The organism is Ruminiclostridium papyrosolvens C7 (assembly GCF_000421965.1).
GTDB lineage: Bacteria > Bacillota > Clostridia > Acetivibrionales > DSM-1351 > Ruminiclostridium > Ruminiclostridium papyrosolvens_A.
The window spans coordinates 16,720-43,320 of the sequence record NZ_ATAY01000013.1 but is presented as its reverse complement, the minus strand read 5'-3'; the positions used below and the strand labels follow the sequence as shown (position 1 = coordinate 43,320).

32 protein-coding genes are annotated in these 26,601 nt (G+C 35.1%); all 32 read left to right on the top strand.

What is annotated here, in order from left to right; genetic code table 11:
- On the top strand, positions 1-608 hold a 608-nt coding region (locus L323_RS23520), incomplete at its 5' end, for a hypothetical protein (RefSeq protein WP_020814096.1).
- Between the two features lie 115 nt (positions 609-723).
- The gene (locus tag L323_RS23515; RefSeq protein WP_020814095.1) at positions 724-1,074 is read left to right on the top strand and encodes a hypothetical protein; all 351 of its coding nucleotides are present in this window, start codon (positions 724-726) and stop codon (positions 1,072-1,074) included.
- A gap of 7 nt (positions 1,075-1,081) precedes the next feature.
- On the top strand, positions 1,082-1,615 hold the full coding sequence (locus tag L323_RS23510; protein WP_051153496.1) for an HNH endonuclease: 534 nt from the start codon (positions 1,082-1,084) through the stop codon (positions 1,613-1,615).
- A gap of 350 nt (positions 1,616-1,965) precedes the next feature.
- Positions 1,966-2,214: a hypothetical protein gene (locus L323_RS23505; protein ID WP_020814091.1), complete on the top strand. Its 249-nt coding sequence runs from the start codon at positions 1,966-1,968 to the stop codon at positions 2,212-2,214.
- A 93-nt stretch (positions 2,215-2,307) separates the two neighbouring features.
- Positions 2,308-3,087 (top strand): ParA family protein, encoded by a 780-nt coding sequence (locus L323_RS23500; protein WP_020814090.1) that lies wholly within the window; start codon positions 2,308-2,310, stop codon positions 3,085-3,087.
- Positions 3,088-4,146 (top strand): ParB/RepB/Spo0J family partition protein, encoded by a 1,059-nt coding sequence (locus tag L323_RS23495; protein ID WP_020814089.1) that lies wholly within the window; start codon positions 3,088-3,090, stop codon positions 4,144-4,146.
- Entirely contained in the window at positions 4,133-4,279 is a 147-nt protein-coding gene (locus tag L323_RS41570; RefSeq protein ID WP_242835229.1) for a hypothetical protein, read from the top strand. Before L323_RS23495 ends, L323_RS41570 begins: the two co-directional genes overlap by 14 nt.
- A gap of 55 nt (positions 4,280-4,334) precedes the next feature.
- Positions 4,335-5,852 (top strand): ankyrin repeat domain-containing protein, encoded by a 1,518-nt coding sequence (locus tag L323_RS23490; protein WP_242835228.1) that lies wholly within the window; start codon positions 4,335-4,337, stop codon positions 5,850-5,852.
- 8 nt (positions 5,853-5,860) lie between these two features.
- Positions 5,861-6,883: a DUF3991 domain-containing protein gene (locus L323_RS23485; protein WP_020814088.1), complete on the top strand. Its 1,023-nt coding sequence runs from the start codon at positions 5,861-5,863 to the stop codon at positions 6,881-6,883.
- Between the two features lie 61 nt (positions 6,884-6,944).
- Positions 6,945-7,091 carry a hypothetical protein gene (locus L323_RS41250; RefSeq protein ID WP_020814087.1) on the top strand — a complete coding sequence of 49 codons (147 nt, stop codon included), beginning with the start codon at positions 6,945-6,947 and terminating at the stop codon, positions 7,089-7,091.
- 245 nt (positions 7,092-7,336) lie between these two features.
- Complete coding sequence (locus tag L323_RS23480) at positions 7,337-7,525, top strand: hypothetical protein (protein ID WP_020814086.1); 189 nt, start codon at positions 7,337-7,339, stop codon at positions 7,523-7,525.
- A gap of 303 nt (positions 7,526-7,828) precedes the next feature.
- Positions 7,829-8,932 (top strand): hypothetical protein, encoded by a 1,104-nt coding sequence (locus L323_RS23475; protein ID WP_020814085.1) that lies wholly within the window; start codon positions 7,829-7,831, stop codon positions 8,930-8,932.
- 363 nt (positions 8,933-9,295) lie between these two features.
- Positions 9,296-9,853 (top strand): RNA polymerase sigma factor, encoded by a 558-nt coding sequence (locus L323_RS23470; RefSeq protein ID WP_020814084.1) that lies wholly within the window; start codon positions 9,296-9,298, stop codon positions 9,851-9,853.
- On the top strand, positions 9,834-10,841 hold the full coding sequence (locus tag L323_RS23465) for a hypothetical protein (protein ID WP_020814083.1): 1,008 nt from the start codon (positions 9,834-9,836) through the stop codon (positions 10,839-10,841). Before L323_RS23470 ends, L323_RS23465 begins: the two co-directional genes overlap by 20 nt.
- Before the next feature lie 129 nt (positions 10,842-10,970).
- A complete protein-coding gene (locus L323_RS23460; RefSeq protein WP_242835227.1) occupies positions 10,971-11,312 on the top strand; it encodes a DUF6364 family protein in 342 nt (113 codons plus the stop codon).
- A 335-nt stretch (positions 11,313-11,647) separates the two neighbouring features.
- Entirely contained in the window at positions 11,648-12,613 is a 966-nt protein-coding gene (locus tag L323_RS23455) for a hypothetical protein (protein ID WP_020814082.1), read from the top strand.
- A gap of 182 nt (positions 12,614-12,795) precedes the next feature.
- Positions 12,796-14,010, top strand: a complete 1,215-nt coding sequence (gene mobP3, locus L323_RS23450; protein ID WP_020814081.1) for a MobP3 family relaxase — start codon at positions 12,796-12,798, stop codon at positions 14,008-14,010.
- A 24-nt stretch (positions 14,011-14,034) separates the two neighbouring features.
- A complete protein-coding gene (locus tag L323_RS23445) occupies positions 14,035-16,326 on the top strand; it encodes a VirD4-like conjugal transfer protein, CD1115 family (protein ID WP_020814080.1) in 2,292 nt (763 codons plus the stop codon).
- A gap of 99 nt (positions 16,327-16,425) precedes the next feature.
- Complete coding sequence (locus L323_RS40525) at positions 16,426-17,781, top strand: eCIS core domain-containing protein (protein ID WP_020814079.1); 1,356 nt, start codon at positions 16,426-16,428, stop codon at positions 17,779-17,781.
- A gap of 44 nt (positions 17,782-17,825) precedes the next feature.
- A complete protein-coding gene (locus tag L323_RS23435; protein WP_020814078.1) occupies positions 17,826-18,119 on the top strand; it encodes a hypothetical protein in 294 nt (97 codons plus the stop codon).
- Positions 18,120-18,261: 142 nt separating this feature from the next.
- Positions 18,262-18,423, top strand: a complete 162-nt coding sequence (locus L323_RS40720) for a hypothetical protein (protein ID WP_020814077.1) — start codon at positions 18,262-18,264, stop codon at positions 18,421-18,423.
- A 155-nt stretch (positions 18,424-18,578) separates the two neighbouring features.
- Positions 18,579-19,532, top strand: a complete 954-nt coding sequence (locus L323_RS23430) for a topoisomerase C-terminal repeat-containing protein (RefSeq protein WP_020814076.1) — start codon at positions 18,579-18,581, stop codon at positions 19,530-19,532.
- The gene (locus L323_RS23425; protein WP_020814075.1) at positions 19,525-19,920 is read left to right on the top strand and encodes a hypothetical protein; all 396 of its coding nucleotides are present in this window, start codon (positions 19,525-19,527) and stop codon (positions 19,918-19,920) included. Before L323_RS23430 ends, L323_RS23425 begins: the two co-directional genes overlap by 8 nt.
- Positions 19,921-19,962: 42 nt before the next feature.
- Positions 19,963-20,856 (top strand): conjugal transfer protein TrbL family protein, encoded by an 894-nt coding sequence (locus L323_RS23420; protein WP_020814074.1) that lies wholly within the window; start codon positions 19,963-19,965, stop codon positions 20,854-20,856.
- Positions 20,857-20,868: 12 nt separating this feature from the next.
- Positions 20,869-21,102 carry a hypothetical protein gene (locus tag L323_RS23415; RefSeq protein WP_020814073.1) on the top strand — a complete coding sequence of 78 codons (234 nt, stop codon included), beginning with the start codon at positions 20,869-20,871 and terminating at the stop codon, positions 21,100-21,102.
- Positions 21,099-21,443: a hypothetical protein gene (locus L323_RS23410; RefSeq protein WP_020814072.1), complete on the top strand. Its 345-nt coding sequence runs from the start codon at positions 21,099-21,101 to the stop codon at positions 21,441-21,443. Before L323_RS23415 ends, L323_RS23410 begins: the two co-directional genes overlap by 4 nt.
- The gene (locus L323_RS23405; protein ID WP_020814071.1) at positions 21,440-22,627 is read left to right on the top strand and encodes a hypothetical protein; all 1,188 of its coding nucleotides are present in this window, start codon (positions 21,440-21,442) and stop codon (positions 22,625-22,627) included. The genes L323_RS23410 and L323_RS23405 overlap by 4 nt, the downstream gene beginning before the upstream one ends.
- Positions 22,628-22,629: 2 nt before the next feature.
- Positions 22,630-23,310 carry a hypothetical protein gene (locus L323_RS23400; RefSeq protein WP_020814070.1) on the top strand — a complete coding sequence of 227 codons (681 nt, stop codon included), beginning with the start codon at positions 22,630-22,632 and terminating at the stop codon, positions 23,308-23,310.
- 13 nt (positions 23,311-23,323) lie between these two features.
- Positions 23,324-24,490, top strand: coding sequence for a hypothetical protein (locus L323_RS23395; RefSeq protein WP_020814069.1), 1,167 nt, complete (start codon positions 23,324-23,326; stop codon positions 24,488-24,490).
- Positions 24,491-24,621: 131 nt separating this feature from the next.
- Positions 24,622-25,353 (top strand): hypothetical protein, encoded by a 732-nt coding sequence (locus L323_RS23390; protein ID WP_020814068.1) that lies wholly within the window; start codon positions 24,622-24,624, stop codon positions 25,351-25,353.
- A gap of 112 nt (positions 25,354-25,465) precedes the next feature.
- Complete coding sequence (locus L323_RS23385; RefSeq protein ID WP_020814067.1) at positions 25,466-25,927, top strand: hypothetical protein; 462 nt, start codon at positions 25,466-25,468, stop codon at positions 25,925-25,927.
- A gap of 50 nt (positions 25,928-25,977) precedes the next feature.
- Positions 25,978-26,571: a cohesin domain-containing protein gene (locus L323_RS23380; RefSeq protein WP_020814066.1), complete on the top strand. Its 594-nt coding sequence runs from the start codon at positions 25,978-25,980 to the stop codon at positions 26,569-26,571.
- Positions 26,572-26,601: the final 30 nt, after the last annotated feature.

The window sequence follows — 26,601 nt, the reverse complement described above, 5'->3', positions numbered from 1 at the left end:
TAGGAAAGGATGAGAGATTTATGGATAGTCAAGATCAAGAAATTAAAACAATAAGAGGGAGAACAATTACACTGGAATTATCAGATGCAGATGTAGAGAGAATTTGGAATAAGGCTGGAAGTGTAAATTTAACTGTATCAAAGCTTTTGGAAAATTTTATAGGAGATCTAGTATGGGGGACATATACTAATGGCTCGGATGAGCGGATGTATGCTAATGAGTGGTTTGAGCGTTGTGGGTTTGGTATGTTTTCTCATAAAACTTTTTTAGGTTATTTATTAGAGTATGGTTGCATAAAAGAGAGCATCGGACTTTGGGAAGATATAAAGGATATAAAGGAAGAATTGGAATATGCGAAAGTTCATCCAGCTGAGTATGATGCTGATGAAATTAAAGGATTGAAAGAAGATTTAATAGATTGGCAGTCTTCCCTTGATGAAACCTTTGGGGAATATAAAGAAAGTGCAAAAAATGAAGAAGTAGGTACTTTGGATGAAGAAATGGAAACAGTAATAGAGTGGTATGAAGGAATGAAGCAGATGAAAAATTCCAATACAACATTATACAAAAAAGATGAAGATGAATTAGAAAATGATATGGAACGTTAATGAAAAGGCATTAAAAAACTACATAAATATAAATAACCTTTTGTATTATGTACATGCCTGTAAGCCGCTATTTGAATAAATAGTGCAGCCGAGAATGAGGAAAGTGAGGGTTTTTATGAGATACAAAAATAGACAAGTTGAAGGTTTCTCTGTAGGAGTTGAATTGGGTGAAGCTAAAATCGGTAATAAACTTCAAGATTTTAAAGATAACGAGAGGCTAGTTGCAAATAGATTAAGGAAGCATGGCATTCATGGATGGAATTTCATTGAAGCCCCTATAGATGACCTTGTGGTGATTAATCCCAATAGTAACAATTTAGAGGATGTGAACAACCTGTACAGTAAAGTAAAAGAAGTATTTGAAAATGTAAGTATTCAGGTGTTGTATGCTGATTTTGATGAAAAAGGCCATAACCTTGAAGATATCTACGAGTCATTAGAGGAACAATTATTTACCGCAGAATAGTCCCAATTTGAATATTAACCGTCTGAAAGAAGGTGAGAAAAACTTGCCGTACAACAATAATGGTAAAAGATATTGGCTATCGTTGTGGAATTATGCAAAACAATATCCAAACGACAATATTTTATATCAGATGCCTGATTACAGGGCAGATAAGAATACCTGTAAATGGTGTGGGCAATCCTTAAAAAGTAAGAGACAGCAAAGTTATTGTTGTGAAGATTGTAAAATTGAATTTCAGAGATTGGCGGTCTGGGGGCGAGGGGTTGCACCTCTGCCGTACAGAATACTTTGCAGGGACAATTTTACTTGTAAAGAATGCGGGTTGTTTGGTGCATATAAAAATAAACATGGTTTGTTTGTACCAATAGCAGTAGGACCAGACGTACATCATCTAATACAAGTCTCAGAAGGTGGGACAGATCAACAAAACAACCTTATTACAATTTGTAATGACTGTCACAACCAAATTCACGGAATTAAGTCAAATACTAAAAAGAATCTTGTGAAATCATCAATTTACTACAGTGAACAAAACCCATAGAGAAATATAACTGATTTACATATGAATATTTCATGAAAGGAGTGGCTTAGATGGGGTATTGCGGAAGCTGTGTGCAATTTGAGGAAGATCAAACAGGTAAATGTAAATGCAGGAAATTTGATATGCCCTGTAAGGCAGGGCAAAAGGCTTGTATGTATTTTACAAGCAATAATACAAATTTAGTAAGAAGGTGATAAAATGACAGAAATAATGCAAAGCATACACAAAACATGGGACAGTCTGATATTTGCTGGCAGCAAAAATCTTGAGCTTAGAAAAAACAGCCTATTGGCATAAGATATCCTGCCAAAGTGTACATATATGAAACGAAACAATGTGGAGGATGCGGAATGGTTGTCGGTAATTATCTTTTAAAATTTGAACCTAGTGATAGCTTATTTTTAAACAGGTATAAACTGATGGGTATTCTGTCAGCTCATAGTTGTGTATCCCCACAAGATATTATGAAATATCACGCAGGAAAAGGGACAATATATGCTTGGAGAATCAGTAATGTAAAGAAGTATGATCATCCTATGAACCTCACTGACTTTGGATTGAAGAAGGCTCCGCAATCATGGTGCTATCTGAATAGGTAATATGAATTTTGTGTGATTTAAAAAATAATATCGGTAAGGAATGAGTAGGCAATTTAATGACCTGCTTTTTTTATTTTAAAAGGAGAAAACGAGATGGGAAAAGTAATTGCTATTGCAAATCAAAAAGGCGGTGTAGGTAAAACCACAACCGCTGTAAACATTGCTGCCGGTCTGGTGCAGGAAGGTTGTAGTGTCATGGGCATTGACCTGGACCCGCAGGCAAACATGAGCGACTATTTAGGTTATGACAATGACAGCTTATACAATATAAGCGACCTGATGGTGGCAGCGGCAAACAATACTCTGAGTGATGAGTACATTGAAGGAAGTATAGTACATAGTAAGGAGGGCATTGATTTTATTCCTTCCAGTATAAAACTTTCCGGGGCTGACTTGTTCTTATCAAATGTAATGTGCAGGGAGCAAGTGTTAAACAGGATACTGATAAAAGAAATATTCAGTAAGTATGATTATATAATTATCGACTGCCTGCCTAGCCTTGGCATCCTTCTTACAAATGCACTTTCAGCAGCAGATAGCCTCATAATTCCCGTACAAGCACAGAAGTTTGCTCTGGATGGATTGGTACAGTTGGAACAAGTATATGACATGGTTAAGGTAAATGTAAATCCTGAACTTAAAATTGACGGTGTACTTTTGACTATGGCAGATAACACAAATATGTCCAAGGCGGTAGAAGTAGCTTTAGAAAGACAATACGGTAATACTCTTTTTGATACCAGGATACACAAAAGGGTTGAAGCTACAAACAGTACATTTGAACAAAAAAGCTTGGTTTCAATGGAAAACAGTGTACTGGGTGCAGAATACAGAAATGTGACAAAGGAGCTGATTGAAAGGAGTATAGTATAAGTGGGGACAACAAAAATTGACTTTTCAAAGAAGCTGGATAAGCCGTCAGACAATGCTTTTGCACAGATGTTTAATCTGAATACTACAAACAAAAATAAGGAAAATGCTACTGAAATAGATATAAATCTTATAGTACCCTTCAAAAATCATCCATTCCGATTATACACAGGCGAGAAGCTACGGCAAATGGTTGAATCAATAAAGGAAAATGGAGTAATAGTTCCCATAGTGGTTAGAAAAAAAGATGACGGGACATATGAGAACCTGGCAGGCCACAACCGTGTTAATGCAGCGAAGCTTGCCGGGCTAACAAAAGTTCCAGCAGAAATTAAGGAAAATATCACTGATGCACAGGCGAAAATAATCGTAACAGACTCCAACTTTATACAGCGTTCAGTGGAAGAAATGCTTCCCAGCGAGCTTGCCAAGAGCTTACAGATGCAACTTGAGGCATGTAAGGAAGCCAAGCAAAAACGTGAGCTTATTAATGCAATCGAAAACGACTCAAATGCTGATGAGAGTAAGGATTGGATTGAAGGTGCCCAACTTGGGCACCCTGAAAAAAGTAGGGACACTGTTGCAAAAAATAATAAAATGAGTAAAACAAATATCTGTAGGTATATCCGTCTTAACTATCTCATTGATGAATTACTTAACAAGGTAGACGAAGGAAGCATCAAGTTAAATCCGGCAGTTAGTCTGTCATATTTGACTATAGATGAACAAAATATTCTTTTCAGTATCCTGAACAAAAACGATTACAGGATAGATATGAAAAGGGCAGATAAACTTAAAGAAAGGAGTGGCAAACTTACAGAGGATGATATATTGGCCATAGCATCCGGTGAATTTTTTGAAAAGAAGAAAAGGCCAAAGCTAACAGCAGTAACAGTAAAACCAAAACTAATTTCAAGATTCTTCAATGCTTATACTACGCAGACAGAAATAACATCAACAATTGAACAGGCCCTTGAAGAATACTTTGAACGCCGTAGGCAAGAAGCTGAAGATTCTGAAAAAGAAAACAACAAGGAGGTCGAAGGCGATGAAGAAAATTGATTTGTACAAACCCGGTGGAGGTAACGGAAAAGAAACAATTAAAACAATCAAAGAAATATCGGATGAGCTGGGCAGCAGACTGGAAAGTCAGGGATTGAAACCTGACTTTTTCTTTTTTGTCCGCAGACTTTAAGAAATTTCAAAAGAGTGAATTTCCAAAAGATTATAACGTTTCGGGAATGTTATCTGTGAGCAGTGACATGGTTGTTGCCTCTATCAATGTAATGGACAACGGGAATCCCGAATTAAAAGGGCGGATGTTCAGTGGACAATACAAGATTGAGTCCGGTAAAGCAGCCGAAGCTTTTAGCAAAGCTACAAAGGCAATGCAGTTAATGGTTGAAAGCTTTTGGATGGATACAGAAGAAAAGGCAGTCAGTAATGAGGAAGAACAGTTAAACACTAAAAACCCACAAGTAGAAGAAAACGATATTAAGATTGAAGCTAATCCCAGAGAAATTGCATTATCTATCCAGAAGGCATTGTCAAATGAAGATGTTGCTAAGGAATATAAGAAGCTTCAGCAACCGGCTTCTGAAGACGAAGAAACAACAGCTAAAACAACTAAAACAATCACAATTCCAACAGGTAATAAAGCCTTAACTGACATGGATATTAACAATAATTACAGTCAGAAAGAATTAATTACCGGCGGTAATGAGAGTGGAAGTATTAAGAATCAGCTTATTAACGTAAACTTTACTCCTGAACAGGCAGAGGTTGTTATTGATTTACTTGAAGAGAACCAGAAGAAGTATGAGCCAAAGAGCAGTATGTTTGGTTTGCTTGGAGAAGTAATGGGAAAGATGCTCCGAGCACTCAGCAAGAAGCTTGATCAGGTTATAGATGCAGACAAAATAACGTCAGAAAAATTGAACTCTTTATATTCTGCAATAAATAACGAGGACATTGATAAATTCAGAGAGCTGTACAGAACATTTGAGCAGAAGGTTAAATATTGTCATGACTTTATATGTGAGGCAGCCCATGGAGCAACAATCCAGAGTACGGATATAATAAACCATATTCTATACAAAGAAAAAGTTCCTGTATCTATCAGAACGTTACAAAATGCATTCGTGACAGCAATAGACAATAACATTGATTCAGCACTTAGCATTTACAAATATTCAGATGCAAACCTACATGGAGAAGCACAGTTTGATACCATGAGGGGTTTTCTCAGTCATGAATTAACCACTTTACCGGATACAGAAGCAGAAAAATTCATTAAGTCGAGTTCAAATGCCTTAGATGATACAGTAGTATTCAAAGAAATGATAAGAGCTGAAAAATATGGACTACTCAATTCAGGTTTAATGCAATGCAGGAACATAGACGAACATGCACCGGCGCTTTTCTATTTCGCAGCCCATCATAAGGATGCAGATGCAATGCACACACTTATCAGCCGAGGAGCTAATGTTAATTCAAACAATGGTGAAGCCCTCTATGCCTGTTATGAAACCAATAAGCTTGAAGCAGCAAAAGTTCTCATAAACTACGGGGCAGATATTAATTACCTTACTAATTACATAAGTCAAATAAAAGATGCAAGACCAGATATTCATTTCATTCAAGAGCTATATAAACACTGTGGAATAACTGAAAATGCACTGGATAATAAATTACAGTCAGGATCGGAGATAGATGAAGCCGTTGGTGAATATGGAGAGATTGGTGTATTTGATGGTAGTTGGGAGTGATACGATAGATGAAAAAATTCACAGATGAACAAATTTATCGTGCAAATCATGTAAGCATATACGAGTTGGCAAAGCAGCTTGGATACAATCCCGAAAAGCGTGGTTCAAACTATCACATCAAGAATCATGGAGGTCTGTATATCGATGATGCCAAGAACTCATTCTATTGCTGGGCAGCTGAACGTGGAGGAGGTCCTATCCAGTTTTTGATGTTTGCTGAAAATATGAGTTGGCTGGATTCTATGAAATACCTTGTTGGTGATGGAGAAATCCAACAAACTCAAAAAGCAAGCCTAAAACAGCACAAACCAGTGGAAGAAAAACATGTAGAATTCAAACTTCCGGATAAAGCCAGTCCGTACAAGAGATTGTTCGCATATCTGATAAAAACCCGTGGGTTAGATAAGGATATAATAACCGATCTTGTTTACAAGAAAAAAATATATGAAAGTCTGCCTCATCATAATATAGTATTTGTCGGGTATGATGAAAATGGCGAAGCAAGGCAGGCATTCCAGCGTGGGACAGTAACAGGTTTGACCTTCAAAGGAGTTGTACCGGGAAGTAATATGAACTATTGTTTTGCGATGGAAGGTAAAGGAGACAGCCTAACGGTGTACGAAGCCGCAATAGATGCGATAAGTCATGCAAGTATATACAAAAATCTCGGCATGGGGTGGAAAAAAGAACACAGAATAGCACTGGGCTGTCTCTCTGATAATGCATTGGCAGAGTACCTAAAGCATCATCCGGAGATAAAAAACATAACGTTTGCATTAGATAATGATGACGAAGCAAAGTTCTCTAATGGAAGCCCTGCACCAAACTGGGGACAAGAAGCAGCCAACAAGTACGCAGAAAAATATTCAAAACTAGGTTATAACACAACTATAGAAAAACCCCTTGCAAAGGATTGGAATGAGGATCTGCTAAATATACGACTGGTACAGCAGGATTTGGAGAACAGGAATGAAGAAGACCGTTTACAGCTTCTGATGGGGAATAATGAAGAACTTGAGGCAGCTTTATAAACAAATGGAAGACTGTTGGAGATGGGATATCCGGCAGCCTTCTTAAAATACGGAGGTGGACATGAAAATTATTCAAAAATATTTCTTTTTTCAGAATCATTTTTCAGAGTTTTGCTCTGAAAAAACAGGGGGCATGGGGGAGAATCCCCCGATTTACGTACAAAAAACCGCACCTTTTTGGGGTGGGTATGTACGGCGGCAGGAATAGTCGGGTGACACACCCGACGGTATACAGCTTGCCAACAGAGTTGGCAACGGGTGACGTTGTAATTTATGGGTGACAAAAGGGTGACGGAAAAGTTGTAATGTTGATATAGTGTGGGTTTCGAAGGATAGAGTTAAATGTGGCTTAGAATAGGCATATATAAAGTTGAAAGTAATTAAAAATTTAAATAAATAATAGAAGGTTGCTGTGGCATAATGCTGCAGCTTTTGTTTTGTTAGGAGGTGCAAATGGCTAAAAGGAAAACAAATCCGGAGGAACTCAAAAGGTCAATCAGGTTTAAAGCCAAAAGTATAGAAGATATGAAAAAGCTTGCAGCGGTCAGGGGGATATCCGTTTCAGATATTGTCAGAGAATTTGTTGAAAGTAATTTGGAAAATTACAGAAGAAGTTTTATATTTTTTGTCAAACATGTATAGAAAAAGTAGTTTTTGTAATTTATATAGCAAAGTTTTTTAATGTTTTTACAATATTTGTTAATACATATACTGACAAAAAAACAATAATATGTAAATATATAAGATATTCTGATTATGGAGGTTAAATAATAAAAGATGAAAATCAAAAATATAAACAATAACATCTTGTAAAGTAGAGGAATATCTATGGCAGTTCCTCATAAAAATGTATGTAAGATGTACTTTATTCATCATTTGTAGAAATGGAACTCAATTTTTTAAGGTTCAAATTAGGAATACCATAATTGAAAAAGGAGATATAAAATGTCAATTAATAAAAGAGTGTTATCATTTATAGCATTAACAGTATGTGTGTTCATAGCTATTTCAGGATTTAATATTACAGCTATAACTACTAATAATGACACAAAAGTAAATTTAGGATATGAATACCCAGTAAAACCTGGAACAGATGAATGGGTAGCACTAAATAGTAGAAGTAATAGAGTATCAGCTTGTCAAATACCTGAAAGTATACTACAAGAAATGCCAACTGATGATTTGATTCAATCGGTACTAAATTATCCGTTTTTAATAGATATTTATGCTTACGATTCGCTCCAACAAGGATTTAATGTTGTTAAAGAAGGATTTAATGGTCTGCAGGAATTATTAAAGAGAAATGACGCTGGAGCGAGATTAATTAACAAATATAATAATACTAAAGTAATTGATGATGTAACAAAAGTTAATCACAATAGGTTTTTTGATTTATCTAACCTTGAAATAATACTAAGCCAAAATGAGATAAAGAATAAGCTATCAAAGGAAGATAATGAAAAGTTAGAAAAAGCATTTGAGAATAAATATTTAGAGAAGGATAAATATCCCAATATTTATAATTTAACAAAATCAACTGCTTATAGGGTCAAAGCAGAAAATGAAAGTTCTTTAGCAAATGTAAGTATACAATCGTCTACTTATGTATATACACCAAAAGGTTCTGCTGTTTCAGTAATTATATCACCAGAAACACTAACTGATGCAGAGAAAAGTTCTTCAGATGCTCAAATGCAGAGCTCATATCCTGGAATTATAGTTATGAGAACTGCAACATCAACATACAATTGTCACTCATATGCTTGGTATAGTACATCTACTAGCAATACATATTGGATGAATGATCCGTCTCTATATATGTCAGATGGAAGTTACACCAAAAGGACAAGTGGATATTCAATTGGAGATAAGATATATTACCCAGTTAGCGGTAGCGAACATTCAGGTATAGTAACTGAAAATAATCCTAATAGTACTACTTATCCTTATATAACATCTAAATGGGGAAGTTGCGGGCTCATGCGGCATGCTGCTAATAATTGTCCATATTTTATAGGGCCAATTAGCTTAAAATATTATTACCGCTAATTACAGGTGCACTTAAGTAGATTTAACCTTAATAATAATAGAACTCATATTTCAACATTTGAGTATTAAAAATTATGAGGAATACCATAGATATTCTAACTTAAAAATCTTTGTTTATACAAAAAACCTCCTATATAGAGAAACATCTATTTTAGGAGGTTTTTCGTATAGAATTACTAGAAGGTCCTGGGGTCTAGAAGGTCAGATAAAACCTTTCGTGACTGTCAAATAATAATATTTTTACAATAAAATTAATAAAATTTTTAGGTTTGGCAAAAAAATGAATATTTTTTACTTATATTAAGTATAGAAGCAATTTAATAATATCAGTAAAATAATATTGTGTAGAAAGGAGGGGGTGTTGTGAATGAATTAAATGAAAAATTTTCAGAACTTTATAATGAGACATATAGTTCCATTTTGAATTACGTAATAAGCAAAATTAAGAATATACACGATACAAATGATGTTTTGCAAACAGTATATATATCGCTTTATCGTCTAATGAACAATAGGGGTGTCCTTCCTACAGAACAAGCTTTAAAAATCCTTTATACTTCTGCGAGACATGAAATTGGTCGTTATTATGGGTTTGTTAAGTATCAAAAGAGACTTGTTCCAACATTTTCGGAGGATGAAACAGATGGTGTAAACATAGAATTACTTTCATATAATTTGTCAAATGTAGACGATGAATTTGACCAAGAATTATTGGATATAATATGGGACTTTATCAGTAAAAAAGATGAATTAACTTACCGTGCTTTTCTGTTACATTATGTTCAGGGATTGACCTTTAAAGAATGTGCGAATTTGCTTAAATGCAGTAATTCAACTATAGTACATAGAGTTTATAGGACAATCGAAGAGGTAAAAAAAATATATAAGGAGGATAATAAGTATGAAAGAAAAGAATTTTAGAGAGACTGGTCTTGAAAATAGTCAATTGTTAAGTAAAGAGGAATTGTTAGTCAAAATAATTAATAGTGCTAAATGTGAAGATAACATTTTAAGAAAAAGAAAAAAGAAGTTAAAATGGAGCTACAAGGCAGCTAGGATTGCAGCTGTATTTCTAATATTGTGTGTTGCTAATGTAGCAGTTTATGCGGTTTCTCCTGACTTTAGATATATGTTATCAGAAAAGCTTCATATAAACAATGAAGAAACTCATCTTATTGGAAAATCTGTCCATGATCAAGGAGTTACAATGAAAATTATATCTTCGCATGTTTCTAATAATACAGCGGTTGTACTTTTATCATTTTCAAAGGATAATGGAGAAAAGTTTGGTAACTCCTTAAATCCATATGAAAATAAAATAATTTGCAATAATAAAGAGATCTCATTAATGGGAATCTATAGCAAATTATCAGATGATTGCAAGACCTTATATTGTTACTATACTTGGGCATTACCTAATTCTATAAACGATAGTCAGAAAGTTACGATCAAAATTCGTAATTTGATTTGTAATCAATCACAAGTAGAAGGTGTTCAGTTTACCGATGAAATGCTGTACGGAAATTGGAATCTTCAGTTTGAATTATTAAAAAATAAAGATAATAGTTTTACAGCTACTAATCCAAATGTTAATAAAACTATATCAATGTGTGGAAAGAAGCTTCAAATAAATAGTGTTACATTAACAGACATGTTAATGATTGTAAATACTACAACATTAAGTGATTCTGGGATGCCTAAAGATCCTTTAAGTAATGTTAACACCGGAAGCGGTGCTTACTATGGTATATTTACTCAACTTATTTATGAAAATGGAACAGTATCTCAAAAGAAGGATTGCCAACTTGACGAGAAAGGTAATATTATTTCTTGGTATCCAGAGGCTATTAACCTTGACGGTTTAAAAGAAATACATGTTGGGGATGTTGTTATACCTGTAAATAAGTGAAATTATTATAACTGAGTGTATATCTAAATAAAAGTGTGACAATTTAAATAAATACTATTTGGAAATTTATAATATCTATTTTTCGCTGTGGCATAATGCTACGGCTTTTATTTTGTCAGGAGGTGCAAAGTGACTAAAAGGAAAAGTAATCCGGAGGAACTTAAAAGGTCAATCAGGTTTAAAGCCAAAAGTATAGAAGATATGAAAAAGCTTGCGGCGGTCAGGGGTGTATCCGTTTCAGATATTGTCAGAGAGTTTGTTGAAAAGGGCCTGGCAGTTGATGGCTATAAAAGTGACATTTATTTTATTACGGAAATCATTCACAAGGAACTGAAGGAAGTACTGGAACCGCAGATAAACAGAATAGTAAAAATGCTTATGAAAATAGGAAAGGTATCAGCCGGAACCATGTATTCAAATTTGAGCCTTATCCAGCTAATAAGTGACGAGGATCAGGAAGCTTTCTATTAAATGATTAACAGAAGTTTACGGCTTGGAGTTGAGTACATGAAGAAGAAGGATGTTGAGATAGACCAGTATCTGAGTCAGGCTGATGAAGTGGGTAAGGATAGTAGGAGGGTGAAGTGAATATTCTTATAAAAATTTGATAAATCGAGGTATAATATGTATAATTATATTATAAGTAAATAAATGGTAAATTTACTCCAATGGATAAACAAAATTAATCAAGATATTAATTCATCGAACCTTTAGTAATTTAATGAATAATCTTGAAATTTACATTTAGAGGTATTTCTATAAAGTTACTACTTTGGGAGAACGCTATAGATTCATTAGTATGGTCAATGAAGCACTTCACTAATTTCTTAAGAAAGGGTGCATACTTTAAAGAAGCTGATAAATTTGCTACATATTTGAAACAGGGTATAATAAATTTAAATAATGCCCTCGAATTATTAATGAAAAAAGCAATTAGTGATATAAATGAAATCATAATTTTTGAGTCAAAAAGTAAAGATAAGGTTCATAGTTGTATACTTGAATACTATAAGCTGAAACGAAATAATAAAATAGATATTCCATTGTATGACTTTGTTATATTAAAAGATCCAAAAGACTTAAAAACAATTGATTACAAAGATATTATTGATTTATATTGTGACCTTTTTGATGTTGGAGATGCTCTCCGTGATGATTTTAAAGAATTAAATAAAATTAGGAATTCTTTTATCCACCTTGGTATTGATTATAAACAAGAATACTATAAGTTAGCTGGTCATATTAATAGTATACTATGGTTTCTTCAATTTATATATTTCAAAAAATTTAAATATAATAAAAGGAAATTGGATAGTCTGTTATGTAATATATCTCAAGTTGGGTTTGGATTTAGCCAAGTTGAAGAGACACTATACAAAGAACTATTTCAAAATAATATAGATATGGTTGGTAAAGACTTAGAGCAAACTTTTAATGATACTGAGGTTCAAACGTACATAAAAGAGAAAAATGTTGATGTAGCATTTGGTTATGGTTCAGATGCTGAGTTTATAAATGCAAGTATGTCTCTTACAAATGAGAATGATTATATAGAATTAGTTTTTGTAAGTAATCATCCTAAAATTCCAGGACTAATTATTGATGATGGACAACAAAATGGAAGAGTTTTTGCTGTCTTTACATTCGACAATTGTGACAAAGCTCCAGTATTTTTTTATTGTGCTTCAGATTATATGGGTATTCAAGTAGAAGATGCTGAAAATCAAAAAATTTTTGGGCAAAAGATTCTGGAAATAAATTTGAAAGATTAAGTTACAATAATAATAATTTAAATAAACTTATGCTAAAATTAATAGATTACTGTTCTAATGTTAGTTTTAAAAGTTGATTGTTTTTCTTTCTAGATTCCCATTAACCAATAGTTCCCCCGTACCCCACCCAAGGGCCTACGGGTTTTTTTATGTCCCAAATTCAATTAAGAAGGTGATTCTTTTTGTCAGCAGTTTTCTATAAACAGTGGTTTAAGCCGGTAAATGAAACTCGCACACCAAATAAAAATGCCGAGCATATCAGGTACATTGGTACTCGTCCGGGAGTAATGAAAAATGAGGGAGAAAAGCATGGTCTGTTCGGTAACTTGTATGATTCCGACACTCTCGAAGTCAAACATAAGATAAAGGATGTAATGGATTTAGTTAAGAAAAAATCCGAAGAAGGAAAAAACATTTTTAGGTCAGTGATTTCATTCTCTCCTGAAGATGCAGCAATAAAGGTTGGAGAGCCAATAACAAAAGAGGCATGGCAAGAGCTTATAAAACAACAAATAAGGATAATTGCAGAGGGAAACAACATAAAGATGTCAGATTTCAAATGGATTGCTGCAGCTCATGACACTCCCAGCCATCCCCATGTACACATTGTTTTCTGGGACGAACGTCAGGAGATACAAAAAAATTGGGTCAATCCTAAAGTACCGAACAAAATCAGAAGCAAACTGGTCAAGAACATATTTGAAGATGAGTTAAAAGAATATTATGAGAAAAGAGATGAGAAAAAATATTTACTTAAAGATATTACAAATGAGATGGCAAGTGAGTTTGAAGCCTATCTTGATAAAATAAGCAAGAGAGATTATTCAGCTTTGACAAATGAAGAATTCTTTTTTGATAAACCGGATAGTGAATTTTGCAAATACCTGGCTCAAAGGCTATTTGAAATAAGAAAAGAGATACCAAAAGGTTCATTAAAGTTTGAGTATCTCAAACCTGATGTAAAGGACAAGCTTATTTCTTTAGTTAGAGAGCTGGTTGACATAGATGAAAACCTACAGGAAGCCATTTCGGAGTATGTTCAAGCAAAGCTGGACATTGCCAGAATATATTCATCTAATGAAATGGAACTGGATGCAAAAGCCGATGAGTACGAAAAGGAGGCTGAGAAAATTATCGCAAACAAGCTTTTAGAGCTTGTAAGGAAATTTATTAAAAAGGAGTGGGATATAAAAAATGAAGAGTTTGAAGCCAATATAAGAGAACGAGCGACAGAACAGTTGGTAACAGAAATTTTTTCAACACTTGCAAGGCTTACAAAAAATAATAGGAAGAATCGCATATCCCGTAAGCATGTCATGGGAGGCGACCTTTCCAAGCAGGCCAGAAAGGAAAAAGCAAAGGAAATGGAATCAATCGGATGGGATATTGAAAAATAAATAGTGCAAGGGGGAACAATATTCATGCACAACAGACATTTGAAAGTACAGTACGCCACTGTATTTTTTGTATTTATAGTACTGTCAGTGTTCTGTGTAGTTGCCTCAATGGCATTTCATATGATATTAATAGGAGCTGACAGAGCACCAACATTTTACCCTATAAAAGAATGTATCGATAGCATAAAAACAGTCAAAAAACACAGACTGCTTTTTTTATGCTTTGAGGGATTATCCTTCTGCCTAGCAGCATCACTCATGGTCAGTTACAGTAGAAACTATATCAGCAAGTTACAGTGTATAACTCCCAAGATATATACACCGGTAGCCGCAGGTCAAAACCAGTTCGGATCAGCCAGGTGGATGACTGAGAAGGAAAAAGCAAAAGCCTTTTATACCGCGGTTATAAATCATAAAGATGAATTCTATAAAGCTCTGTTAGCGTCTGGCAAAAAGGACAGGTCTATAATAAAAAAGCATGTTATTGATAAGGAAGATAAACAGGAGCATAAGAAGTTACATTTTCAGTATATTAAATGGTTCGTGGATAAGGCGCTACCGAAAGAAAAAAGGCGTACACTCCGAGGAAAAGTCAGACTATATTACGATGAAATGCTTAAAAAATACTTCCCAAGTATATGGCAGATGAAAGAACAGCGGAACATTGATAAACTCGCCGATTTGTTTGATTGTGAATTTGATGTTTTAAAAGAAGCAGATTCGAACGCTGAAATAAAAACAGGTAGTATCGAAACGATTGCCAATACCCAGTGCTTCAGTTCCGGTGGATTGGTTATTGGAATGAAAAAGCTTCGCGGAGGAAAGGAACTGTTCTATTATGTTGGTGATGATACACATTTGCTTGGAATAGGAGCAACCCGTTCAGGTAAAAGTAGAACTCTTGTAATACAAAGTATTTGTTTTTTAGCTCTGGCAGGAGAAAGTATGATTGTATCCGATTTAAAGGGAGAATTGAATCAGTATACAGGAACTTTCTTAAAAAGGCTGGGATACAACGTTATAATCCTCGACTTCGAAAATCCTTTGAAAAGCGATAGGTACAACCTTCTGCAGCCAATAATTGATGCTATAGATGAAGATAACATACCCAAGGCTACAGAGTGTGTATGGGATTTAGTCGGGATCCTGGTCGGAGATGCGAAGGGCGAAAAGATATGGAACAACGGTGAAGCTTCAACAATAGCCTGTGCCATAATGTCGGTTGTATATGACAACAGACATGGCGAATGTAGAAAGTATCAGACCTTGACCAATGTGTATTACTTTATAGCTGAAATGTGCAAGGCCGTAGGAAAGAATATTCCCATAGTGGAATACGTCAAAGAATTGCCGGACAATCATCCTGCCAAGCCGTTGGTAGCCATATCTGAAATAGCCCCGGAAAGAACAAGAGGAAGCTTTTATACTGCTGCACTTACTACGCTGAAACTATTTACATCAAGCTACATAAATGCCATGACTATGGCCAGCGACTATAATCCAAAAGACCTCGGCAGAAAAAAGACTGCACTGTTTATGGTTCTTCCGGATGAACGTACAACATATTACAGCATTGCATCATTACTTGTCCTGCAACATTACATTCAGCTGGTAAATGAAAGTGATAGCAGGGGAGGACGTCTTAAAAACAGAGTAAATTTTATACTTGATGAGTTTGGAAACTTTGCTGCCATACCTTCCTTTGACACACTACTTACAGTCGGTGGAGGCAGAGGAATGAGATTCAATTTATTCCTTCAGGACTTTGCACAGTTGGAAAGCAAGTACGATGAAAAGGTTGCCAAGACTATAAAAGGAAATTGTCAGGTATGGGATTACTTGCAGACAAACTCACCAGAAACTCTGAAAGAAATATCAGAAAAACTTGGAAACTACACAGTATCAACCTATTCACTATCCAGTCAAAGCAGTAAATACCAAACACCTTCATCCTCAGCAAGTGTAAACCTGACAGGAAGAGCATTACTAATGACAAACGAAATAGCTCAGATTGACAGACCGTACAGTCTGGTAACATCCAAAGAAAATCCGGCAATCATGTATTCCCCTGACCTGTCAAAATGGAATTTCAACACAATGCTTGGCCTTGGAAACAAGAAACACAACGAAAAGGTAAGAGACTACAGAGAAAAACAAAGAATCGAAAGAATGACCAAAAAGGAAGCTGAAAAAATAGAGCTTTGGAGCGAGTGTTGGAGATACTGGCAGAAACATTGCGAAGGGATGCAACAACCACCGCAGCAGCCAAATCTTTTAAGGAGAACAATTTCAAGAAGGGAGGATGATTTTTATTAATTTAAAACGTAAATAACAAAAAATATTAAGGCTTAGGTTGTTAAAGTATTTTACATTTTACCCATTATATAGAATGTGATATAATAAAGGAGACTCGAAATGGAAAAAATATATACTCCAAAACAGTCAAAAAGTACTTCTTATAAGGGTAATCGAACAATCCAAAAGTCGGCTTCTAAAGTAAAGCCTATTGCAAAGCAACCTCACCCTAATGTAATCATGGCTAGGGCCCGAGAAAACCCTAATACTTTAACACCTGAAAATATAATTCAGTTACAGAAGAGTATTGGCAACAAAGCAGTAGGCCAATTTATTGCAGGAATCGGTCAGAGCCAAAAGCCTGTTAAAGATGAAGAATTATTACAGAAGAAGTCCAAGAAGGAAAACAAGACGGATTTACCTGCACAACTTAAAACTGGACTTGAAGCACTTTCAAATATTGACATGTCTGATGTAAAAGTTCACTATAACTCAGGTAAACCCGAGGAAGTAGGAGCTCTAGCTTTCACACAAGGAAATGACATTCACATTGCTTCAGGGCAAGAAAAGCATCTTCCGCATGAAGGGTGGCATGTAGTTCAGCAGAAGCAGGGAAGAGTAAGAGAAACTTCTCAAATGAAAACAGGGATTGCGGTAAATGATAATGAAGAACTTGAAAAAGAAGCCGATATTATGGGAAAGAAGGCTTTAACTACTCAGAAAAATAATACGGGCAAAAAGAAAGTACTAGGCAAAAAAAACGATGTGATTCAAAAAAAAGAAAAAAGTTATACAAATGATACTATACGAATCACATCAAATGGCTTTCTGAATACATTTATAGGTAGTGATGGTTGGTATATAAAGAATTTGAATGATAAAGAATACTTGGCAATTCAGATTTTAAAAGTAATTCCCATAGCAAGCACAGTCGAATCTATACAGGAAGGTGATTGGCTTGCAGTTGCTGTAGATGCTGCTTTGACATTAGCAGGACCTGTGACAAAGGGAGCTGAATCAGCTGTGCTAATTGCAAAAAACGGTAAGAATGCTTATAAGGCAGCAACTGCAGCTAAAGACATATTTAAAATTAGTGAAAAGGTTAAAAAATCAGTAAAACGTATAGAAAATGGCAAATTAGTATATGATTCGATTGAAATTGGTCAGAACGTATATAAAAACGTTCTAGTATCCAGCGAGGATACTAGAATGAAGAAAAATGATTTGGTTTTAAAAATGATTGCACGTTCATACACTAAAACCCAATATGTTGATTCAAAGACGCTGGAAGTAAAGAAAAAATCAAAGTTAACTGCAATAGATTTTGGCGACGATACATATGCAACTCGAGATGCACTGAAATGGTGTGTTAATACCTATAGCGAAATTGTATACACAGGAGAAGTTAAATCTGATGATTTAGGCATCAGTGAATTTTTGTACAAGGAGATATTAAATATGCAAGCATCGAAATAGTGCTATTCCCGGTGCTTTTATGAGGATCTAAAGGAGGTTATTCGTTGAAAAATAAGATCAAGGTTTTTTATGCTATTTTTATATTAGTATGCATACTTTTCTTTTTACTTGTCTTTAGCAATAATACCTTCGTAAAGGAGTTTACTTATGCCCTTATTGGAGTATTACTGGTTACTGCAAGTATTTTTGGTCTATTAACAAAATCTATGTTCCTTGGAAGAGCTGTTATTCTACCATATAAATCAGATTCACCCATTACAAAAGCGGCAAACGTACTCATAGGTATTGTAGGTATTGCATTAATAATTTTTAATTTATATATTGTATTTTACAAATAAAATTATTACCGTATGTAATGTTAACCGTCATCAAACAATAAACCAAAACTAAGAGGAATGTAAATAATGAAAGAAAAACTAAGAGAAATTATAAACGATTGGGACCCAATAGATTTATTTCCATACTCTCCAAAGGATGAGTATGGAAATAAAGCTTATTGCAGATGCATTGTGTGAATCTAAAGACATTGAATTTTTGGCTAATAAAATAAAAGATATATTTATTAAAAGGTTTGGAGATGACGTATTTGCAAAAAATATTGGAGAATGTATGCAGATAGCAAAGAAGCTTGGTTATAAGTGAATGATTTAGAATAACTTAAAAATGCCTTTATTTAAACACCCCACCGGGTGTTTTTTTCTTACCTTTTTTCATTACCAAAATCATCAGCCTTGGTTCTTATACGAATCAGGGCTGATTTTATATATACAAAAAATAAAAGAACGGAGAGTGACTAAATGGATGAAATTTTATGCATTAACTGCAAAAAACCATTGAAGGGAGATGATAGAAAGTGGTTCTGTGACTGTGGAGTGACAGTGTGGAAGGTAACTTCCGGAAAGCTGCTTTCACCGGTACATTTAAGACAACTTATGGAACAGGGACGTACTGAAATGTTGACTTTCAGGTCAAAGAAAAACAAGCCGTTTAAAGCGATGCTGACTATAAACGGTACACGAACGGAATTTGTTTTTGAGAATGTCGGGCAGGATCAGGATGCTGATGATGAAGCAAACAGGTATATGGCTCTAGACAGAAAGGAAGTACGTGTGAGGGTTGAATCGGGGCAGCCCGGAATAGTTGATTTGACTATAGAAAGTCTGGATATGCCGAGATACTTTCAAAAGATTAACTTTGGATTGTGTTCTACAAGGGAAGCTGAGTGTATGGGTATTATGGTGGCTGCTGATTATGCCAAGTTCTATATACCTGACTTTTCGGAGAAGACCTTACGCATTCAGGTAAACTCAGAGGAGTTTTCAAACTATATACTTCGTGAGACAAAACCCCGAGACAAGGAAATGCAATATTTTATAGCATACGCATGGGAAAAGCTTGGCGGGTTCAGGGCTTTTGAAGCGGTGTACACACCAAAAAGGAGAAGGAAGAATGAAGGAGGTAATGTTTCAAGAAAGTTTCCTACCGGCATCTTTCCATGGCTTGAAAAGAACGTTGAGAGTCAGGAACTGGATGAAAGGATTAGAGTATTCCTTCCCAGAAACCCAGCTGTTTACAGACAGTTCAAAGCATCATTTCATGTTGCTGAGTTACTTGAGGTTGATGATGATGAATATGTAATCTATGAAGTTCCGCTGGAATTAAAAAAGGCATTGGATACATGGTATTCAATGGTGTCTTCTATTTCAACAAATTCCAATTCAGTTCAAGAAGGGAGAAGTACCAATGAATAGGCTAATTAAGAAGATACAATGTAAGCCAAATAGAATTAGCAATAGACTTCGAAGAATTTATTTAATATTAGCAATTACATTTTTTACGTTTATTAATACCATTCCCGTATCGGCAGGAGGTTTCGGTGATAGTATATTTGCAAAAGGAACCAAGGATCTTTTTACAGACATAGGAAAATACCTAATAATCCTTGCTCCAATTGCAGGAGCTGCAGTGGGTGCATACTTCTTTATCAGAAGGGGTGCTGCAGACGAAATGGATCAGAAAAAATGGAATGACAGGATTAAGACCACTGTCATATCAACCCTTGGTGCAGTTCTCATTGGAACAATCATTGTACTAATCGCATCTTACTATGGTAAGTCGATTACAACAGGTATTGAATAAAAAATATTTATCAATTATGAATTAGCAAAGAAAGGGTGTGGTGTGTTGGATAAGATACTTGAATTTCTTTTCACACCGGTTATAAATCATGGTGCAATATGGCTCGGAGGCATGTTTTCGGGACTGGCTGAAATAACACTTCGTATAGAAAATTCAATTCCGGTAATTTTGGAGAAAGATGCAATTTCAGAATCTATTTCATCCGGAATTACATTACGAGCAGCTAATGTACTGTCATCTGCATTATCAAAAAAACAGGTGTTATGCCTTAGTATGGCTGTTGCTATGATTATACTTAAATTCCTTAAAAAAGGGTTTGAAGCATACGTTTTATGGACAGAAGGGGATGCAGATGCAGACCCTTTGCTTTTAACCACAAGCTTTTTTAAGGCATTAGCAATTGCAATGGCTTTTCCCGTTTTATATGGATATGTATGTGATATAACGAGCAGTTTTTCCACGGCAATAAAAAATGCTTGCGGTGTTACATCTGAATTTTCTTATGGAAATATTGGTGCTCTTTTAGAAACAGGTTTGTTTAATATAATTGGATGTCTGGTTGCGGTAATTATGTTGATTATACTTTATGTGCAATTTGTAAAACGTGGCTTCGAGATGTTCGTATTAAGGATGGCATTCCCTATAGGTTGTGTTGGTTTGCTGGATTCCGACAGAGCAATGTACAAGGCAATGACTCAGGTAATGTTGCAGTGCTGTGCTACTATTGTTGTTCAGGTAGGGCTATCCCAGCTTGCATTAAGTATTGTATTTACTGGACACCCGATAATAGGGATAGCAGCAATATTGGCAGCACTGGGTACTCCTAAGTTCTTACAACATTTCATGGTTCCAAGTGGAGGAGGATTTAATACGGGTTCAGTTTATCAGACGGCAAGGGTTTTTCAAATGGCAAAAGGAGTTATCACAAGAGGATAGGGGTGAGTATTGATGGATTCGGTAAATATGGTTAAGGTAATTTCTATATGGCTTGCCCCTGTGTGTGCAATCGGCGGAGCAGCTAGAGCTACCTATTGCCTGATTGCATCTAACTACAATGAGGACGATTCCGCTATGCTCAAAAAACGTGCCAAAAATGCGATAAAGTTTGCAATTATGGCATCTCTCACAGAAGCCGTAAAACAATTGGCAGAAGCATATTTTAACGGAGGTAGAAGTATATGAGCTCAGAGGATGAAAACAGGGATACCCTGTATATACCGGCAGGCTTGAAAACACAAAAGGAAATATACACAGGGTTCGGCAAGAACGAATTAAGACAAGCCATAATTGGAATATTGATTATAGGAGGACTAGATGGAATATTTGCTTTAATGATTTTTAACAATATACCGGTATTTGTTATCTTGCTGCTACTAGGTATCTTTGTAAGTGTAATGTGTGTACAAAAGGATGTAACAAATCTTTCGGCACTTGATATGGTGAAAAATTTGTACAACTATATTCGCTCACAGAAAAAATTCTATTATAAATCACTGGACGAATGGAGGTGGGATCACAAATGAAAACTGCGGGTTTATTTGAAAGTAATGAAGTAATGGCAGGAATGAATAAATTCCTGAACAAGTTTGATATCAGTGTTGCGTACAACATGGAAGATCTTTTGAATAATGTCAGCAACATCAGCAATTGTCAGGATTTAGTGGCGATACTAATTCATGCAAATGCAAGGCCAAAGGAACAACATAAGAAGCTTCTATACAATATTAGAGCCATACTTCCAAATACACTATTAATCTGGTTTTGCCATGAAACCGAAAAGGATGAGCAGTTTGAAGCATGGGCTTTTAGTGCGGTTAGCTTAAAACATATCATATACATAAATGAAAATGGAGAAATACCTGTAAATCGCCTAGTTGAAACACTTACTGCGGAGCATGAACGTCTGGTACAGCAAGAAGAAGCGAAAAAGCAGAAGCAAGCTGTTAATACCATGCTTTTAAAGGTAAAGCCACCGCCAAAAGAAAAAATAGTTGAAAAGGTAGTAGAGAAAAAAATAATAGTGGAAAAAGAAGTAATTGTAGACAGGCCTACAGTTGTGAAAGGGTTGCTTAAAATAGCGACCTTTTCTGTTTCTCCTGGCTGCGGCAGTACATCTATGGCAGTCCAGCTGGGCAAGTATCTGTCACAGTATGGAAAGACGGCTGTAATAGAGGTTGACGGGTCAGATTCATTACAATTTGCAAAGCCGATATCAAACTGTGACTACAGGGCTTTGAAAAAACCGGAAGAGCTTGGAGATGCTTTATATGAACTTTATAGGTCTGGCTTTAACATAACGGTTACTGATTATGGTTGCTTATTCAAAATCAATTCAGAAGGGAGTCTAGACCGTAATCAGGAGGATTCAATAAACCGGGTATTAATAAAGGAATTTATCAAGGCTGATGTAAAACTGGGAATGGCATTTACAGCCCCATGGCAGCTGGAAAAGTTAAAATTCTTTACACCCGGTAACGAAGTATTTGAAGGGCTTTGCGGAAAGGCATATGAGGAATTGTGCTTTCTCACAGATGGAGAAGAAAACAAGGCAGAAAAATATTTAAACGGCATAAAGTGCTTCAACAGGGACACAAATACAGACCTTTTGATACAGACACTTCTACCGGATATAGCGGTTCCAAAAGAGAAAAAACAGCAGAGGCAGTTTGGAATATTCAGACTGCTTCCAAGAATAAGGGGGGTATAAAATTGAGACAGAGACTAAAAGGGGTTATAGGAATAGTGATTATGTTTGTAGCACTAATCGCTACATATTTATGGGTTACTTACGGACAAAGCGAGGTGCAATCAGTATCCCTGCTTGTGGCCCAAGAGGATATACCGAAGGGTACTGTAATCAATAATGCAAAGGATTATTTTAAACCACAAAAAATAAGCCTTGGATCAGCAGCTGCAGGAGCAATAAAACCCAATCAAATCAACTTGCTGGATGGTAGGATAACAGAACAGTTTATCCCTGCTAACGGACAAATTGTAAGGCAGACGTTTTCTAATAACAGTCTGATACTGAAGGAAAATGAATTTGTATTCAAGCTTCCGCCCACATGGGTATATTCAATCCCGTCATCCATAAGACGTGGAGATAAAATCAGTATATATGAAATAGATAGCAAAATAGATAACAAATTAAATACCAATGAAGACATTGCAGCCATGCTGACCAAAGGCAAACAGGAATCAATATTTGATACCACCGTAGTATATGTAAAAGACAGTACTAACAGGGAAGTTACAGACACAAACGGAAATGAACGCCTTGATGGGACATCTCAGGTTTCTGCCATAGAAATAATATGTACCAGGCAGGATACACAAGTGCTGGAAAACAGTGTACTAAGCGGCAAAAAGTTAATAGTCGTTTACAAATAGAAGGGAGAGAAAAATGAATACAGTAACATTAATAACCAATGATATTGATTTATACAATGTATTTTCAAATTCTAAATTATTTGATGAAGTAAATATTGCATCCAGCCTTGATGAAAAAATAGAATATGATTACCTTGTAATTTCAGATAGGATATACAACATAAATGAATTGATACAAAGTATAGAAAAAGGCATCAGGGCAAAGAAAATAACGTATCTGCTAAGCTCGGCAAAGGGCAGTCAATCGGGTTATTCCTCATTGACTGCTCTTTTAAAATCCCACGGAATAAGCATACTACCTCCTAAGCTTACAGAAAGTCAGCTGCTATTACGTTTTTGTGAAATAATAAACCTTCAGGAAAGAAAGACCAATAATGTAGTAGTACTATTTGGAGCTGATTCAAAAACCGGAACAACTTTGACAGCATTAAGTATAGCCGAGAACATGGCAGAGCAGAGTGAAGGGAACATCGCATTTCTGAATATGTCCGGCCATTTGTCATATTCATATGTTGAAAACTGTGAAGGTAAGGGAATGGACAGCATCCGGTCAAAGGTGTTCAATAAAATACTGTCTAAGGATGAGTTAATGGAAGCAATGGTAAGAAGCAGAGAGCTTAAAAACCTGTACATTCTTCCTCCCTGTAAAACTCTGATTGACTTTAAGTACTACAAAACAGACCACATTGAGTACCTAATAAATATGGCATCCAAAATCTTTGATGCAGTAATAGTAGATGCAGGCTGGTATCCACATAATGAACTGTACTTCGGTGCATTAAATTCAACACCAAACAGATACATGGTAACAACACCGCAGCAGTCAAGCTTGGATAACCATAGGATAATTAAACAGCAAGCTTTGGACGAATACGGTATCACAGAGAGAAAAAATAATGCTGAGAAACGGGATACTCCAAATAATATTCTGCTGATTATAAACAAGCAAAGTGATGGTTTAAGCACAAACGTTACAAAAGAGTATGACATGGTTTTTGCAGTGTCACTGCCATATATTCCAAATGCATCCTACCTAACTGATATTCAGAATAAATCACTCAGGGGATTAAGCAAACAATATGACAGGCAGCTGGACAAACTTGCAAACCTGATTGCATTACAGATTGAATATAAGCTACAGCAAAAGCAAAAGGCAAAAAGTATATTTGGAAGGGGGTGAAGGACGGAAAGATTCAATCTAAAAAGCATAAAAACGACAACATAATAATGCATTTTTTTTATATATAGTATGATAATGTAAGAAATGACATATATTATGTGCATTTTATAAATGAAAGGGAGATTATTTGCGTGAAGAAAAAGAGTATACTATCATTAGTTTTAGTATTAGCAATAAGTTTTTCAAGTTTTACTTGTTTTGCCCAAGGTGAAAAAAAAGAAAAGATTATTTTAGAAAAAAATAATGAAATTACAGATATTAATGTATTAATTAAAAGGGCAGAAGATGGTATAGATGAAAGCCGAGGTAAATCTAGAAAATGCTTAAAGGACATGTCTAAAGCAATTATAAAAAATAAGGATACAAAAGAAGAAGTTGAAGTGGAAACAAAAACAACTACTCAATTATTAGAATCAAGTATTGAAAATAACATTATCACAAATTCATTTGCAACTACAGCAATATTATCAAGAGAAGATTCAGGAAGTAGTACTGGTGCTGATGTAGGTGCAACCAGTACAATATATTGGTCTGAATATACAATATCATCTGGAGGGCAACAAGTTCCAGTAGTACAATTAACAAGAGCAACTGGACGTTGGTTTATTTACCAAAGTGGTGTAGTACTAAGTAATTTACTAACACAGGGATGTCAACAGGGCTGGCGAGATCCAAGTGGACAAGTTGTTGACAACGCTTATTGGGCTGTTACTTCTTATACTGGCTATGATATGAGATATTATTTTACTCCTATAGAACAAGACTCTTTGTGGTGTTTACTAAGTGAACGAATGACTTGTGATTGGAAACGTGGAACAGGCAGTACATACACATTCGAATTTGTTAATTGCCAATCTTTTTAATTTATAGTAATTTTAATTAAAAAAAGTAATATAATTGCACATAATAATTGTCATTGAACCGCTTAAACTAAGTATTTCTATCACATAAGTAAATACAACTAGGAGGCCTACTTTGCTTAAACAAAAAAAAAGTGTTATTTATTTATCAGGATTAATTCTTATAGCATCAGTAGTTGTTTTTTATTTGGTCTCTCATACGAATCAGAGTAACAAAAAAAATATCTATAATGGGGAAAGTAATAACTGGTCTGCTTCATATACCGTTAATATAAATGAAACATCTAATCATAAAGATAATAATTTAAAATATTCAAATGTCATAAGTTCAAATTTATGCCTATCATATAAAAAATACCCAAAAGGTTCTGACACAATAAAAATAATTGAATACAACTTGAAAAGTTTAAGTCGTAAATTACGTGGAGAAGTTAATTTTTCATCACAGAATAAGGCTGGAAAAGTTGAAATAACTAATTCTAATAAGAATATAGCATATGAGAATGGGGATGAAGAAATTCAATTAACAATAAAGTGGAACGGAAAAGAGGAAGTAATTAAGTTAAAAAAAGGTTAAAGATAAATAACAAACAGTCGTATATTTTTACATTTGAAGAACTTCCTCCCATGCTCGATGTAACTTCAGTTGACAAAGCAAAGCTTGGCGACGAAATAACCGCAAACATAGTAATTCATAACGCTGTAAATATATGTGCAGAAGATTTAAAAATAGCTTATGATACTTCTAAGCTTCAATTCATAAGTGCTGAAAATGCTGATGGAATGAAGATATATAAAGAGGATGATATAGCAGCTGGGATTAAAAGATACATAACGGCGTGTCTAGGTAAAGTGAATGCTGCAAATGGTGATAAAGTTTTATTAAAACTGAAGTTCAAAGCTATTGATAAGGGGGAAGCGAAAATTGATATAACCAACGGGCGTATCGCTGACAATGCTACTCTTGAAATGGATGTTTCACAGGAAAACTGTGGAGAAAAGACAATTTTGATAGAAGGGGTAAAGGACGTTAACCGTAATGGTGAATATACTCTTTTGGATTTAGGTATTGATGCATGGTATTACGGAAGTGCAGTCGCTGACACTGATACCAGTAAGTATGATGCCGACCAGATAATCAATGGAACAATTGACGATGATGACTTAACTGAAATAGTAGCTCAAATACTTGGTAATACGAACTATTCCGCAAACAAATAAGCAATTACTTTAAAATAATATAATTAAGCA

Excerpts from the sequence above, each read along its gene's own strand:
- L323_RS23395 (WP_020814069.1), top strand. The coding sequence starts at position 23,324 with ATGAATACAGTAACATTAATAACCAATGATATTGATTTATACAATGTA.
- L323_RS40720 (WP_020814077.1), top strand. The coding sequence starts at position 18,262 with ATGGAAATAAAGCTTATTGCAGATGCATTGTGTGAATCTAAAGACATT.
- L323_RS23405 (WP_020814071.1), top strand. The coding sequence starts at position 21,440 with ATGAAAACTGCGGGTTTATTTGAAAGTAATGAAGTAATGGCAGGAATG.
- L323_RS23515 (WP_020814095.1), top strand. The coding sequence starts at position 724 with ATGAGATACAAAAATAGACAAGTTGAAGGTTTCTCTGTAGGAGTTGAA.
- L323_RS23480 (WP_020814086.1), top strand. The coding sequence starts at position 7,337 with ATGGCTAAAAGGAAAACAAATCCGGAGGAACTCAAAAGGTCAATCAGG.
- L323_RS23380 (WP_020814066.1), top strand. The coding sequence starts at position 25,978 with ATGCTCGATGTAACTTCAGTTGACAAAGCAAAGCTTGGCGACGAAATA.
- L323_RS23430 (WP_020814076.1), top strand. The coding sequence starts at position 18,579 with ATGGATGAAATTTTATGCATTAACTGCAAAAAACCATTGAAGGGAGAT.
- L323_RS23410 (WP_020814072.1), top strand. The coding sequence starts at position 21,099 with ATGAGCTCAGAGGATGAAAACAGGGATACCCTGTATATACCGGCAGGC.
- L323_RS40525 (WP_020814079.1), top strand. The coding sequence starts at position 16,426 with ATGGAAAAAATATATACTCCAAAACAGTCAAAAAGTACTTCTTATAAG.
- L323_RS23475 (WP_020814085.1), top strand. The coding sequence starts at position 7,829 with ATGTCAATTAATAAAAGAGTGTTATCATTTATAGCATTAACAGTATGT.
- L323_RS23445 (WP_020814080.1), top strand. The coding sequence starts at position 14,035 with ATGCACAACAGACATTTGAAAGTACAGTACGCCACTGTATTTTTTGTA.
- L323_RS23455 (WP_020814082.1), top strand. The coding sequence starts at position 11,648 with ATGAAGCACTTCACTAATTTCTTAAGAAAGGGTGCATACTTTAAAGAA.
- L323_RS23485 (WP_020814088.1), top strand. The coding sequence starts at position 5,861 with ATGAAAAAATTCACAGATGAACAAATTTATCGTGCAAATCATGTAAGC.
- L323_RS23465 (WP_020814083.1), top strand. The coding sequence starts at position 9,834 with ATGAAAGAAAAGAATTTTAGAGAGACTGGTCTTGAAAATAGTCAATTG.
- L323_RS23505 (WP_020814091.1), top strand. The coding sequence starts at position 1,966 with ATGGTTGTCGGTAATTATCTTTTAAAATTTGAACCTAGTGATAGCTTA.
- L323_RS23415 (WP_020814073.1), top strand. The coding sequence starts at position 20,869 with ATGGATTCGGTAAATATGGTTAAGGTAATTTCTATATGGCTTGCCCCT.
- L323_RS23425 (WP_020814075.1), top strand. The coding sequence starts at position 19,525 with ATGAATAGGCTAATTAAGAAGATACAATGTAAGCCAAATAGAATTAGC.
- L323_RS41570 (WP_242835229.1), top strand. The coding sequence starts at position 4,133 with ATGAAGAAAATTGATTTGTACAAACCCGGTGGAGGTAACGGAAAAGAA.
- L323_RS23500 (WP_020814090.1), top strand. The coding sequence starts at position 2,308 with ATGGGAAAAGTAATTGCTATTGCAAATCAAAAAGGCGGTGTAGGTAAA.
- L323_RS41250 (WP_020814087.1), top strand. The coding sequence starts at position 6,945 with ATGAAAATTATTCAAAAATATTTCTTTTTTCAGAATCATTTTTCAGAG.